Source organism: Vibrio cortegadensis (genome assembly GCF_024347395.1).
Lineage (GTDB): Bacteria > Pseudomonadota > Gammaproteobacteria > Enterobacterales > Vibrionaceae > Vibrio > Vibrio cortegadensis.
Window position 1 is genome coordinate 361107 of record NZ_AP025472.1, and the last position, 12424, is coordinate 373530.

The 12424-nt window shown below is 43.1% G+C and carries 17 protein-coding genes; 7 read left to right on the forward strand and 10 right to left on the reverse strand.

All coding sequences use genetic code 11. The features are described 5' to 3' along the window. Positions 1–8 precede the first annotated feature (8 nt). From rapZ to OCV39_RS01735, 10 genes are all read right to left on the reverse strand, one after another. Positions 9–866 (reverse strand): RNase adapter RapZ, encoded by an 858-nt coding sequence (gene rapZ, locus OCV39_RS01690; RefSeq protein WP_261888817.1) that lies wholly within the window; start codon positions 864–866, stop codon positions 9–11. After that, the gene (ptsN, locus tag OCV39_RS01695; RefSeq protein WP_017051735.1) at positions 857–1339 is read right to left on the reverse strand and encodes a PTS IIA-like nitrogen regulatory protein PtsN; all 483 of its coding nucleotides are present in this window, start codon (positions 1337–1339) and stop codon (positions 857–859) included. Before ptsN ends, rapZ begins: the two co-directional genes overlap by 10 nt. A gap of 2 nt (positions 1340–1341) precedes the next feature. Then, positions 1342–1629, reverse strand: coding sequence for a ribosome hibernation promoting factor (hpf, locus tag OCV39_RS01700; RefSeq protein WP_017051734.1), 288 nt, complete (start codon positions 1627–1629; stop codon positions 1342–1344). Between the two features lie 25 nt (positions 1630–1654). Further along, a complete protein-coding gene (locus OCV39_RS01705) occupies positions 1655–3145 on the reverse strand; it encodes an RNA polymerase factor sigma-54 (RefSeq protein WP_261888818.1) in 1491 nt (496 codons plus the stop codon). A 48-nt stretch (positions 3146–3193) separates the two neighbouring features. After that, positions 3194–3919, reverse strand: coding sequence for an LPS export ABC transporter ATP-binding protein (gene lptB, locus OCV39_RS01710; protein ID WP_017051732.1), 726 nt, complete (start codon positions 3917–3919; stop codon positions 3194–3196). Between the two features lie 2 nt (positions 3920–3921). Continuing rightward, positions 3922–4422: a lipopolysaccharide transport periplasmic protein LptA gene (gene lptA, locus OCV39_RS01715; RefSeq protein WP_017051731.1), complete on the reverse strand. Its 501-nt coding sequence runs from the start codon at positions 4420–4422 to the stop codon at positions 3922–3924. Continuing rightward, on the reverse strand, positions 4403–4966 hold the full coding sequence (gene lptC / locus OCV39_RS01720) for an LPS export ABC transporter periplasmic protein LptC (protein WP_017051730.1): 564 nt from the start codon (positions 4964–4966) through the stop codon (positions 4403–4405). The genes lptA and lptC overlap by 20 nt, the downstream gene beginning before the upstream one ends. Next, complete coding sequence (kdsC, locus tag OCV39_RS01725; RefSeq protein ID WP_261888819.1) at positions 4963–5520, reverse strand: 3-deoxy-manno-octulosonate-8-phosphatase KdsC; 558 nt, start codon at positions 5518–5520, stop codon at positions 4963–4965. Before kdsC ends, lptC begins: the two co-directional genes overlap by 4 nt. Then, positions 5520–6491 carry an arabinose-5-phosphate isomerase KdsD gene (kdsD, locus tag OCV39_RS01730; protein ID WP_017051728.1) on the reverse strand — a complete coding sequence of 324 codons (972 nt, stop codon included), beginning with the start codon at positions 6489–6491 and terminating at the stop codon, positions 5520–5522. The genes kdsC and kdsD overlap by 1 nt, the downstream gene beginning before the upstream one ends. Positions 6492–6554: 63 nt before the next feature. Next, complete coding sequence (locus tag OCV39_RS01735) at positions 6555–7520, reverse strand: calcium/sodium antiporter (protein ID WP_113795514.1); 966 nt, start codon at positions 7518–7520, stop codon at positions 6555–6557. A 276-nt stretch (positions 7521–7796) separates the two neighbouring features. Here OCV39_RS01735 and mlaF point away from each other — a divergent pair, with 276 nt between their 5' ends. From mlaF to murA, 7 genes are read left to right on the forward strand one after another with little or no spacing between them, the layout of a single operon-like run. Next, complete coding sequence (gene mlaF, locus OCV39_RS01740) at positions 7797–8591, forward strand: phospholipid ABC transporter ATP-binding protein MlaF (RefSeq protein ID WP_017052141.1); 795 nt, start codon at positions 7797–7799, stop codon at positions 8589–8591. Further along, a complete protein-coding gene (gene mlaE, locus OCV39_RS01745) occupies positions 8592–9374 on the forward strand; it encodes a lipid asymmetry maintenance ABC transporter permease subunit MlaE (protein ID WP_017052142.1) in 783 nt (260 codons plus the stop codon). Between the two features lie 2 nt (positions 9375–9376). Beyond that, positions 9377–9874, forward strand: a complete 498-nt coding sequence (gene mlaD, locus OCV39_RS01750; RefSeq protein ID WP_113795518.1) for an outer membrane lipid asymmetry maintenance protein MlaD — start codon at positions 9377–9379, stop codon at positions 9872–9874. A 9-nt stretch (positions 9875–9883) separates the two neighbouring features. Beyond that, entirely contained in the window at positions 9884–10543 is a 660-nt protein-coding gene (locus OCV39_RS01755; protein ID WP_261888820.1) for an MlaC/ttg2D family ABC transporter substrate-binding protein, read from the forward strand. Then, entirely contained in the window at positions 10543–10851 is a 309-nt protein-coding gene (locus OCV39_RS01760) for an STAS domain-containing protein (protein WP_261888821.1), read from the forward strand. Before OCV39_RS01755 ends, OCV39_RS01760 begins: the two co-directional genes overlap by 1 nt. 13 nt (positions 10852–10864) lie before the next feature. After that, positions 10865–11119 (forward strand): BolA family iron metabolism protein IbaG, encoded by a 255-nt coding sequence (gene ibaG / locus OCV39_RS01765; protein ID WP_017052146.1) that lies wholly within the window; start codon positions 10865–10867, stop codon positions 11117–11119. Between the two features lie 9 nt (positions 11120–11128). Further along, complete coding sequence (gene murA / locus OCV39_RS01770) at positions 11129–12394, forward strand: UDP-N-acetylglucosamine 1-carboxyvinyltransferase (RefSeq protein WP_113795520.1); 1266 nt, start codon at positions 11129–11131, stop codon at positions 12392–12394. Positions 12395–12424: the final 30 nt, after the last annotated feature.

Consider the following 12424-nt stretch of genomic DNA (forward strand, 5'->3'; position numbering starts at 1 on the left):
GCTATTCCCTATTTATTTTTTTCTAATGAGGCATGACGAATTTGAACTTGATGACCTAACTCTGAAAAATATTCCCCAATTTGTTGGGTGATATAGACTGAGCGATGCTTTCCTCCGGTACAACCAATCGCAACCGTGAGGTAGCTGCGGTTGTTTTTCTCAAGCATAGGTAACCAGTTCTCAATAAACTTTTGGATCTGTTGCTTGAGTTCAATCACTTCGGAATGGCTTTCTAAAAACGACTTTATGGGTGCATCTAAACCGGTAAATTGGCGTAAATCAGGTTCCCAGTGTGGGTTCGGTAAGAAGCGAACATCAAACACATAGTCTGCATCGCTAGGTAAGCCATATTTAAAACCAAAAGATTGAAATACCATGACTAAATCTTGGCGTTCTCGTCCTTCAATACGCATTCGTATCGTTTCACTTAAATCATAAAGTGACTGGTTGGTGCTATCTAAAACTAAGTCAGCTTGCTCTTTTAAGGGAGAGAGTATCGCCTTCTCACGCTGAATTGCTTGGATCAGGGATGGCTTATCATCATTGAGCGACAGAGGGTGTATCCGACGCGTTTCACTATAACGTTTTAATAATGTCTCTTCATTGGCATCCAGAAACAATACGCTGACGTCATTGTGAGGCTTCAACTTTTCTAGCGTTTCGGAAACAAGAGTGGGCTCTTTTGGTAAGTTTCGAATGTCGATACTCACGGCAACATTCTGTTTGCCACTCTGTACTGAGGTTACAAACGCATCGAGTAAATTGACCGGAAGGTTATCAACGCAGTAATAACCAAGGTCTTCTAATACTCGTAATGCAACGCTTTTTCCCGCTCCAGATTGTCCACTTACTACAATTAAACGCACGGTGAATCCTGTTCGTTATTGGTTGAAGACGCTTGAGTCATGATGCTGTATAGCTCTTCGTCACTTTGAGCTTTACGTAACTGCTTTAATGTCTGTTTATCGTTTAAACGTTCTGCCATACACGAGAGAGTTTTTAGGTGCTCTTTACACTGTTCGTCAGGAACAAGAAGAGCAAAAAGAAGGTCGACAGGACGGTTATCAATGGCATCGAACTCAATCGGTTCTTGGCACTGAAGTAAGACAGCGATGGCTTTGTCACTTGAAAACATACGAGCATGGGGAATGGCGATCCCATTTCCGATGCCAGTACTGCCCATTTTTTCACGGCTGAGCATGCATTCAAAGAGTTCGTGGGAGTTTTGGCCCGTGTATTCAGCCGCAATCTGACTGATCAGTTCTAGGGCTCTTTTTTTACTAGTACATTGAACTGCACTTTTTGTGCAGTTCAATGAAAGTACTTCGCTTAATTGCATGGTTAGTGACTACTTAGCTTTTCTTTGTGTTTATTAAGTTGGCGAACGAGCTTATCAACAAGTGAGTCGATCGCGGCGTACATGTTTTCATCTTCAGCGGTAGCATGAATATCCCCAAGGTTAACATGGAGAGTCGCTTCAGCAATTTGAGTCACTTTTTCTACGCGTAATACTACGTGAACATTATTGATGTGATCAAAAAATCGCTCAAGTTTTTGAAACTTGGTTTGAACATAGTCTTGCATTGAATCGGTAAGATCAACGTGATGGCCTTTAATGGTGATTTGCATAGACTTTCCTTTTCAGTTATTGGCCTTAAAGCAGGCGTTTACGCTGACTTGAAGGGGCAATGCCTAATGATTCTCGGTACTTCGCTATCGTCCTTCTAGCAACCTGAATCCCTTGGTCAGCCAGTAGAGCCGCAATTTTGCTGTCGCTCAGAGGTTTTGCTGTGTTTTCTGCGGCAACTAATTTTTTAATTAGTGCACGTATTGCTGTTGATGAACATTCTCCACCATTGTCGGTACTCACATGGCTAGAGAAGAAATATTTCAGCTCAAAAATGCCTTTGGGTGTATGCATGAATTTTTGTGTGGTTACACGAGATATGGTGGATTCATGCATCTCTACTGACAGTGCTACATCATTGAGCACCATAGGTTTCATCGCTTCTTCACCATATTCAAAGAAATCGTGTTGATGTTCAACTATGCACCTTGCAACTTTGAGCAGCGTCTCGTTTCTGCTTTCTAGGCTTTTAATTAACCATTTCGCTTCTTGTAAGTTGCTTCGGATGTATTGGCTATCTGGGCTATTGCCTTTGCCTAATTGCGCATACTGTTGATTAACTTTTAGCTTAGGAACGCTATCTGGGTTAATGGTTACCACCCACTTGCCGTGATCTTTAAAGACAGAGACATCAGGCACGACATATTCGGTTTCGTCGGGGGTGATTTTACTTCCCGGCCTTGGATCTAACTGCTGGATAAGGTGCAGAACTTCACGTAGTTCCGCCTCTTTTAACTTGGTCTCTTTGATCACCAACTTATAGTCACGATTACCGAGTTGATCAATATGATTGGCCAATACGAGTTTGGCTTCATTGAGCCAAGGGGTATCTTCAGGGTAGGTGGCAAGTTGTAATAGTAAACAGTCTTGAAGGTTAAGTGAGCCAACGCCTAGCGGGTCAAACTGCTGAACTCTTTTCCTTACCGCTTCAATTTCGTCGAGTTCTATCTCTTCATTATCAAAGCTCTCTAAAATATCTTCACTAGAGGTGGTGAGGTAGCCATAATCATCAATCGCATCAATAATTGCGAGGGCAATGGTTCTATCTGTATCGCTAAATGGGGTTAAATCGAGTTGCCACAGTAAGTAATCTTGTAGGCTTTGGGTGGTTTCACCTTGATATACGGGCATGTCATCATCAAAAGCGATGCCTGTGCTGCCCGTATTCGCGCTGTAAACATCTTCCCAAGTGGTGTCTATTTCGAGTTCATTGCTGATTTCTGACTTCTCTATGAGATCTGAACTGTCAGGTAGTTCAGGTTCGCTGGTAGGTTCAGCACTGGTGGTCTCAGCGTTTAAGGATTCTGAAGCGTTGTTCGCCTCACTACTGCTTTTGTCATCAGTAGCGGCACTTTCATCATTTCCTTCTTCTATGTCGAGAAGTGGATTGGATTCTAGCGCTTCTTGGATCTCTTGTTGTAAATCCAATGTCGACAGTTGCAACAAACGGATCGCTTGTTGTAACTGAGGTGTCATTGCTAACTGTTGACCTAGCTTAAGTTGTAGTGAAGGTTTCATTCAGTATGGTTTACCTTATTATTCTAGTTTTTTCCGTTCTCTATTTAATCATAGACGGAATTGTTCACCGAGATAAACTTGTTTTACTTGCTCATTATTGAGGACGTCTTCAGGAGTGCCTTCCGCAATTAAGTGGCCTTGACTAACGATGTAAGCCTTTTCACAGACATCAAGCGTTTCTCTCACGTTATGATCGGTTATGAGTACGCCTAAGCCACGGTCTCGCAAGTGAACAATGATTTTCTTAATATCAATCACCGAGATGGGATCGACACCTGCAAAGGGTTCATCAAGTAAAATAAACTGTGGGTTAGCAGCAAGGGCACGTGCTATTTCAACTCGGCGGCGCTCACCACCAGAAAGTGCCATACCGTTACTAAGACGGATATGTTGAATATGAAACTCTTCTAAAAGATCTTCAAGCTTATCTTGTCGCTCTTCTCTCGTCAGTTCATTACGAGTTTGTAGGACGGCCATAATGTTATCTTCTACAGACAACTTACGGAAAATCGACGCTTCTTGAGGCAAGTAACCAATACCTAAGCGAGATCGACTGTGCATTGGCAGAATACTGATATCTTCACCATCGATACTGATGGTGCCCTCATCACGAGCAACTAAACCTACAATCATATAAAAAGAGGTGGTTTTACCTGCACCATTTGGCCCCAATAAACCAACGATCTGCCCTGAATTGACTTCAAGACTAACATCGGTGACCACTTTTCGTTTCTTATAGCTCTTGGCTAAATTTTCCGCTTTGAGTACAGACATAGTTACTTATTCGGCTGTTGAGTTGAAGGCTGTAATACCGTCGTTACGCGTTCATCTTGGTTACTGTCAGCAACCAGTTTTTGAGACTTAATTTGGTATTGAATGGAAGAGCCTTTGATGACATTCCCATCTTGGGAAAGCGTTGCTTCACCTGTCATCAGAAGTTCATCTGATGATAATTGATAATTAAGTTTCTCAGCTTCACCTGAGAGGGTTTTACCGTCATCGGTTAACTGAGAAAAAGAGGCTGGCGTACCCAATGCTTTGATCTGCTTAATTGAACCATCATCTGGATTTCGAGTGACGGTGATGGTATCGGCATTGATACTGATGCTACCTTGTTTCAATTTCACATCACCAATAAAAGTAACTTGGTTGCTTTTCATATCAAGCTGCTGGCTATCAGAGTCAATGTATACCGGCTGGTCGGTATCTGACGATAGCGCAAGTGCATTTGGTGCCGCGAAAGCAAACGCTAATAAGCTAAGGTGTAAGAGTTTCATATCTACCTTGAACATGGTTAAAGAGGGTGGCGTTATTGTGTTCGAAACTGCCTTTCATCGCTTGTCCTTCAGTTTTAAACTGAGGACCAATCAACAAGACACTGTTGTTGGCTTGAAAATTTCGGCTCACGAGTTCAATACGCAATTCATCTGTCGACATGCTTTTAAAGCTGGCGCCAGGCAATAAATTTTCTACAGACACATTATCATAAAGTGTCAGTACTTGCTCTTCATCGAGAACAGCTCGGCGAGCCGTAATTTTCCACTCCACTGTTTTTCCATCTCGGAAAACAGACAGTTTTGGGTTCTCAAAAATAGTCTCACCACTTTTTGCGTAGTGGTCTAAATTTGTCGATGTAATGCTGTGGCTACGAACGCCTTCTGAATTGAAGGATATATTCTCTAAGTTCTTACCGCTGAACATTGGAAGTTCTAAGTTAGGAGCAACTTGAACGGTTGTGCCTTGGCTCTTATCGAAAAGGTAATAAGTAGACCAAGAGGCAATAAATAGCAGTAAGATATAAAGAATACGAGACAAACTCATATACTTAAACCTTTATGGGTATCCAGCTCATCGCGTGCGTGCAAAATCAAATCACAGACTTCTCGAACTGCACCACGCCCACCATGAATGGTAGTGACGTAGTTAGCGCGTTGGACAAGAAGAGGGTGACCGTCTGCCACACAAACTTTGAGTGCAACCTGTTTCATTACTGGCCAATCGATAAGATCGTCACCAATATAACCTGTATGTTCAGGCGCAATGTTTAATTTTTCGCAAATGTCACGATACGCTTTTACTTTATCGTCTTGCCCTTGGTAAATCAGCGAGATACCTAACGCTTTCATTCTATTTTCGACAATTTGAGATTGGCGTCCTGTAATGATGGCTATTTCAATGCCAGCATTCATTAATGATTTCACGCCATACCCATCACGAGTATGAAAGGTTTTTAGCTCTTCGCCATTATTCCCCATGTAGACTAAACCATCAGAAAATACGCCATCGACATCACAGATAAGCAGTTTGATCTCTTTTGCAATATTGATGATGTCAGTGGCGACTGGGCCGTATAATGTTTCGGTCATTTGAGTCATTACATCACTCCAGCTTTCAATAGATCATGCATATTTAGTGCGCCAACAAGTTTGCCATTGTCGCATAGCATTAAGCCACTAATGCTTTTATCTTGCATTAAGTTCAGGCCTTCAACCGCGAGCATATTGGGTTCTGCAACCGTTGGATTCTGTGTCATCACTTCGCCAATGGTGGCGCTGTGGATATCAATGCGTTTGTCCAACGTTCGGCGTAAATCACCATCAGTGAACACTCCAACCATTTGGTCGTTATCATCCACAATGGCGGTCATACCTAATCCTTTTTGCGAAATTTCAAGTAAGGCATCTCGGATTAACGCGTTAGGTGTTACGACTGGCAGTTCATCACCAGTGTGCATAATGTCTTCTAATTTTAGCAGCAGTTTACGACCTAGAGCACCACCAGGGTGGGAAAGAGCGAAGTCTTCAGCGGTAAATCCTCTTGCTTGAAGCAGGGCGACAGCAAGCGCATCACCCATCACGAGTGTTGCTGTGGTGCTCGTTGTTGGTGCTAATCCTAATGGACATGCTTCTTCCGGCACCGTAATTCGTAAGTGCAGATCCGCCAGTTTCGCCATATTAGATTCGGCTTTGCCTGTCATGCTAATGATGCGAATGTTGAGGCGCTTTAACACAGGGAAAAGACTCAGAATTTCAGATGACTCGCCAGAATTTGAGATAGCAATGACGATATCGCCCGGTGATATCATACCTAAATCACCGTGTGCAGCTTCCCCCGGATGAACAAAGAAAGAGGATGTTCCTGTGCTCGCCAGGGTCGCGGCTATTTTCTTTCCGACATGGCCAGACTTACCCATCCCCATAACCACGACTTTGCCTTGGTTTTGTAAGATCTGCTCGCACGCTTGGCAAAATTGGTCATCAAAGTATTGCGATAACTGCTGTAGACCAGCAATTTCCGTTTGTAGCACTTGTTCTGCAACACTGCGATAGTCAAATGTAGTAGGCATTAATAACTCCGGAACTTGAGCGAATTAAGAGACTTTATCGTCGTGGAACGATGGCAAACACGGTTAAGCGGCCATGTTCATAAATAAATAACCTTGGTAAGTTAGGAAGCAGACTAGCAGAATGCCACCTTCAATACGGTTAATGCTGCGAGATTTTCCTAACGCCATCACAACAAGAAGAAGTGATAGGCCTAGCATGACCCAAAAATCTCGGCCCATTGCGTATTCGCTGAGGATTGACGGGTTCAACACGCCAGGGATCCCCATCACGGCAAGGATGTTAAATACGTTGGAACCAATAATATTACCGACGGCCATATCATCTTCGCCTTTCATGACACCTGCTAATGATGCCGCGAGTTCTGGAAGGCTTGTTCCAATCGCAATAATGGTGAGGCCGATAACCAAATCACTCATACCGAAAAATTTAGCAATAACGACAGCGTTGTCGACCAAAACATCCGCAGATAATGGGAGAACGATAAGACCAATAACGACCCACATCGCCGCTTTTTTGTTACTGACACCTTCTGGAATTTCTGACTCTTGATCTTCGATGAAGGCGTCGCCATTTTTTTTCTCATTGCGGCTGATCTGTAGCATGGCAATTAAAAATGTCGCGAAAAGAACAAACAGTAAGATGCCTTCGTGAAAACCTAAGTGGCTATCCCATAGAAGAGCACCAGCCAAAAGTGTCACGGCAATCATTAGCGGCAGTTCACGACGAATGACGCCTGAACTGATCGACATGGGTTTTATCAGAGCGGTAATGCCGAGAATTAAGGCAATGTTGGCTATATTAGAACCAAGCACATTACCCACCGCCGTATCGGTTTTTCCATCAAGAGCGGCGGTTGCTGAAACCATCATTTCTGGAGCGGAAGAGCCCATCGCTAGAATTGTCATGCCAATCACTAGTGGTGAGATCCCGACGTTTCTTGCAAGTGCAGCTGCACCAAAGACTAATTTGTCGGCACTCCAAACTAAAAAGATTAGACCTACAATAAGAAACGCAACGGCTTCAAGCATGATGATTCCCAAATATTAAAGTTAGATAACCGCTAATTTTGACCTGTTGGCTGCTAAAAGGGAAGATGAAGATAAGATAAATTGCTATTAATCTGTAAAATAATGAGTTTTATTGTCAGACTTATTATCTTGGCTCTAAATGACGTGAGTTGTCATTATTACGTAATTTAATCGAACAGTGCTTTTAATTCTATTTTTTAATGCTTATGATTACTAATTAATATCGGTGATTTTTGATAGCTACCCACTTTTGATAGCGAACAATATAGAGATACTATGCCTAGTTCCGATCTTGTAACGATTAATAATTTAACTTTTTCTCGTGGAAATCGTCTTATCTTCGATGACATCAGTTTACATGTTCCCGAAGGTAAAATAACGGCGATCATGGGGCCGTCTGGGATCGGAAAAACGACGCTTTTGCGTTTGATCGGCGGACAGTTGTTACCAGAACAAGGTCAAATATTGTTTGATGGTGATGACATTCCTCAGTTAAGCCGTCGAAAACTGTATCAAGCACGAAAAAAAATGAGCATGCTGTTTCAATCTGGAGCGCTGTTCACGGACTTAAATGTGTTTGATAACGTGGCGTTTCCGTTGCGTGAACATACGGAATTAAGTGAAGAGTTACTACGAACCATCGTGTTACTCAAACTTGAAGCGGTTGGCTTACGTGGTGCAGCCGAATTGATGCCAAGCGAGCTCTCGGGGGGGATGGCAAGAAGGGCGGCATTAGCCCGTTCGATTGCATTAGATCCTGATTTAATTATGTATGACGAACCTTTTGTCGGGCAAGACCCGATTACAATGGGTGTTCTTGTCAAATTAATCCGTAACCTAAACGATGCGCTAGGGCTTACCTCTATTGTTGTTTCTCATGATGTTCCAGAAGTGATGAGTATTGCGGATTGGGTTTATCTCTTGGCTGATGGGCGGATTATAGCGTGTGGTTCACCTGAAGAGTTACGCAATAACCCTGATCCTATGGTCCAACAATTTCTCCAAGGTGAAGCCGATGGTCCTGTTCCATTCCGCTTCCCTGCACAAAGTTTAGAAAAGGATCTGTTCTAAATGTTTGCAAATTACATTGCCAAAGTAGGGCGTCGAACCTTAGCGATATGCGAAGCTTGGGGGCGTGCGAGCCTTATGTTATTTGGCGCATTGGTAGGGCGACCTCGACCGATGCAAAATCTCCCTCTATTGATCAAGCAACTCTATCATGTTGGCGTTCAGTCACTCGCGATTATTGTGGTTTCTGGTCTATTTATCGGCATGGTTCTTAGCTTACAAGGTTACGTGATCTTAATTGACTATGGTGCGGAGGGTAGTTTAGGCCAAATGGTGGCTCTCTCTTTGCTACGTGAACTTGGCCCAGTGGTTACCGCTTTACTGTTTGCTGGTCGAGCAGGCTCAGCATTAACTGCGGAGATTGGCCTTATGAAAGCAACAGAACAGCTTTCAAGCTTAGAAATGATGGCTGTGGACCCGCTTAAGCGAGTGATCGCGCCTCGTCTATGGGCAGGGTTAATTTCAATGCCATTATTGGCGATGATTTTTATGGCCGTTGGTATTTGGGGCGGTCAACTTGTTGGTGTTGATTGGAAAGGCATCGATCACGGTAGTTTCTGGTCTGCGATGCAATCTTCAGTGGAGTTAGGACAAGATATCGGCAATAGCATGATTAAGTGTATGGTATTCGCCATTACGGTTACATGGATTGCACTGTTTAATGGCTACGATGCGATTCCGACATCGGAAGGGATCAGCCGAGCGACAACACGCACAGTTGTGCATTCATCTCTAGCAGTATTGGGGCTAGACTTTATACTTACAGCATTGATGTTTGGGAATTAATCATGCAACAAACTCGAAAATTAGAATTATGGGTTGGCAGTTTTGTCATTACAGGAATTTGCGCAATCTTGGTGATGATTTTTCAAGTCGCTGACGTTAAAGGTTTAGGTTCAAGTGATACTTATACCCTTAAAGCGGCATTTGATAACATCGGTAGCTTAAAAGTTCGTTCACCAGTGAAGGTTGGTGGTGTAGTGATTGGGCGCGTGAGTGACATTACTTTAGACACGGAAAGTTACTTACCCGTAGTTTCGTTATCTATTGATAGCCAATACGGCCCGTTTCCGGATACCTCTAGTGCACAAATTTTAACGTCAGGTCTTATTGGTGAGCAGTATATTGGCCTTGTTCCTGGCTTCGTTTTTGACGATGAAGAGATGTTGGTTGAAGGTAACTTTATTGAAGACACTAAATCAGCATTAGTCTTAGAAGATTTAATCGGCCAAGTTTTGTATAGCGTTGGCGGCTCTGATTCTGAAAGTAACTCTGACGATAAATAGTAGGTGCCTATGTTTAAACGAATTTTATTAATTGCCTCCGCATTTTTGTATTCATTACCGCTATTTGCCCAAGAGGTTGATCAAACTCAACCATACGCAATGATGAAGCAGGTAGCTGAGCAAGCATTTTCTCGTTTGAAAGCGGATCAGGCGATCATTCAAAACGACCCAGAACATTTGAAAGTGGTTGTAGAAGAAGAGTTAATGCCGTATGTCAATGAGCAGTATGCTTCTTTGAAACTACTTGGGCCTAATTTAAAAGCGGCGAAAAAAGAGAATCCAAAAGGGTACAAGAAAGATGTAAGAGTCTTTATTGATGCGTTTCGTGGTTATTTAGTCGCGTCTTACGCGCAAGTTCTGACTCAATATACAGATCAAGTGATTGAGTTTGCACCCGAATCTAAAATCAAACCGACTCAACGAATTGCAAGCGTAAGAGTTGATATTGTCGATGCTCCTCGACCGAACATCAAGCTTGAATTCAAGCTAAGAAAAGATAAGAAAACAGGTGAGTGGAAAGCATTTGATATGATCGCGGAAGGAATTAGCCTGTTATCGAGTAAGCAGTCAGAGTGGAACGGTAAAATTCGTCAAGATGGGATTGTCGCTGTCGCTCAAGAGCTAGAAAGATTAGCGAAACAACCGATTCGTTTTGAGAGTGCTAAATAATGACCCACTCACAATGGCAGCAACTGAGCGACGATAAATTTGCGCTAAGTGGTGACTTAGATAGAGATACAGTCCCCGCGTTATGGGAATATTTACGCGCTTGGAAAACGGCTCAAATTCAAGTAAATGTTGATTTATCGTCAGTTCAGCGTATTGATTCGTCTGGAATGGTGATGTTAATCCACTTAATAGAGCATGCAAAAAAACAAAATTGTCATATAATGCTCGGTTTCGTGCCAGAACAATTACGCACATTGTTCCAATTGAGCAATATACAGCCATTGATGGCTGAACATATCCAAAACTAGGCAGGGGTGATTTGTGGACAGCACAAAAGTACAACAATTATTAGAAGAAGCACTAGGCCTTCAAGAGATCAAAGTGAAAGGCGAAGGCAGTCACTTTGAAGTAATCGCAGTTGATGCTTGTTTCGATGGCATGAGCCGAGTAAAGAAGCAGCAATTAATTTATGGTCCGCTAACGGATTATATTCAACGTAATGACATTCACGCACTTTCAATCAAAGCGTTTACTCCAGAAGAGTGGGATCGCGATAAGAAATTGATGTCGCTGTAAGGTTTATTGATGGAAAAGTTTCGAGTTATTGGGTCTGATTCACCGTTAACAGGTGAAGTGACTATCTCTGGTGCTAAAAACGCAGCACTTCCTATTTTATTTGCATCTATCTTAGCGGAAGAGCCAGTTGAAGTGGCGAACGTGCCGCATCTTCGTGATATCGATACATCGATGGAACTGCTTAAGCGTTTAGGTGCAAAAGTGAGCCGTAATGGCAGCGTGCATGTCGATGGTAGTCAAATCAATGAATATTGTGCGCCATATGATTTAGTGAAAACGATGCGTGCTTCTATTTGGGCTTTAGGTCCTTTGGTCGCTCGTTTTGGTCAAGGTCAGGTTTCATTGCCTGGTGGTTGTGCGATTGGTGCTCGTCCTGTGGATCTCCATATTCATGGTTTAGAGCAATTAGGTGCAACGATTACGCTTGAAGATGGTTACGTTAAAGCTGAAGTTGATGGTCGTTTAAAAGGCGCTCACATTGTCATGGACAAAGTCAGTGTTGGCGCAACGATCACTATTATGTGCGCGGCGACCTTAGCAGAAGGTACGACAATTTTAGACAACGCAGCGCGTGAACCTGAAATTGTAGATACTGCTGACTTCTTAAATGCCATTGGCGCGAAAGTGTCTGGTGCAGGTACTGATACCATTACCATTGAAGGGGTTGAACGACTTGCTGGTGGTAAGCACTCAGTTGTTGCTGACCGTATTGAAACAGGGACCTTCCTTGTTGCTGCTGCGGTATCTGGTGGTAAGGTAGTATGTAAAAATACCCACCCACATTTACTTGAAGCCGTATTAGCAAAACTAGAAGAAGCGGGAGCGGTTGTTGAATCCGGTGATGACTGGATCAGCCTTGATATGACCGAACGTGAGTTAAAGTCTGTCAAAATTGTTACTGCACCTCACCCTGGTTTCCCTACCGATATGCAAGCTCAATTTACGCTGTTGAATATGATGGCGAAAGGCAATGGCATGATAACGGAAACGATCTTTGAAAATCGCTTCATGCACGTTCCTGAACTGCAACGTATGGGAGCAAAAGCGGAAATCGAAGGTAATACGGTTATTTGTGGTGACACTGAGTCGCTCAGTGGTGCTCAAGTGATGGCGACCGATTTACGAGCTTCTGCAAGTTTAGTGATTGCTGGTTGTATCGCAAATGGTGAGACGATTGTTGATCGTATTTATCATATTGATCGTGGATACGATAAGATCGAAGATAAGCTTTCGGCTCTTGGCGCCAATATTGAGCGTTTTCGAGAGTCAAGCTAACTGATCGCTTGCTTAGAAAGCCGGAATCCT

What these genes read in the sequence shown, in the direction of transcription:
- lptA (WP_017051731.1), bottom strand. Translation starts at nt 4,422, where the DNA reads ATGAAACTCTTACACCTTAGCTTATTAGCGTTTGCTTTCGCGGCACCA.
- mlaF (WP_017052141.1), top strand. Translation starts at nt 7,797, where the DNA reads ATGCCTAGTTCCGATCTTGTAACGATTAATAATTTAACTTTTTCTCGT.
- mlaE (WP_017052142.1), top strand. Translation starts at nt 8,592, where the DNA reads ATGTTTGCAAATTACATTGCCAAAGTAGGGCGTCGAACCTTAGCGATA.
- murA (WP_113795520.1), top strand. Translation starts at nt 11,129, where the DNA reads ATGGAAAAGTTTCGAGTTATTGGGTCTGATTCACCGTTAACAGGTGAA.
- lptB (WP_017051732.1), bottom strand. Translation starts at nt 3,919, where the DNA reads ATGTCTGTACTCAAAGCGGAAAATTTAGCCAAGAGCTATAAGAAACGA.
- OCV39_RS01755 (WP_261888820.1), top strand. Translation starts at nt 9,884, where the DNA reads ATGTTTAAACGAATTTTATTAATTGCCTCCGCATTTTTGTATTCATTA.
- hpf (WP_017051734.1), bottom strand. Translation starts at nt 1,629, where the DNA reads ATGCAAATCACCATTAAAGGCCATCACGTTGATCTTACCGATTCAATG.
- OCV39_RS01705 (WP_261888818.1), bottom strand. Translation starts at nt 3,145, where the DNA reads ATGAAACCTTCACTACAACTTAAGCTAGGTCAACAGTTAGCAATGACA.
- OCV39_RS01760 (WP_261888821.1), top strand. Translation starts at nt 10,543, where the DNA reads ATGACCCACTCACAATGGCAGCAACTGAGCGACGATAAATTTGCGCTA.
- ptsN (WP_017051735.1), bottom strand. Translation starts at nt 1,339, where the DNA reads ATGCAATTAAGCGAAGTACTTTCATTGAACTGCACAAAAAGTGCAGTT.
- lptC (WP_017051730.1), bottom strand. Translation starts at nt 4,966, where the DNA reads ATGAGTTTGTCTCGTATTCTTTATATCTTACTGCTATTTATTGCCTCT.
- mlaD (WP_113795518.1), top strand. Translation starts at nt 9,377, where the DNA reads ATGCAACAAACTCGAAAATTAGAATTATGGGTTGGCAGTTTTGTCATT.
- kdsD (WP_017051728.1), bottom strand. Translation starts at nt 6,491, where the DNA reads ATGCCTACTACATTTGACTATCGCAGTGTTGCAGAACAAGTGCTACAA.
- kdsC (WP_261888819.1), bottom strand. Translation starts at nt 5,520, where the DNA reads ATGACTCAAATGACCGAAACATTATACGGCCCAGTCGCCACTGACATC.
- OCV39_RS01735 (WP_113795514.1), bottom strand. Translation starts at nt 7,520, where the DNA reads ATGCTTGAAGCCGTTGCGTTTCTTATTGTAGGTCTAATCTTTTTAGTT.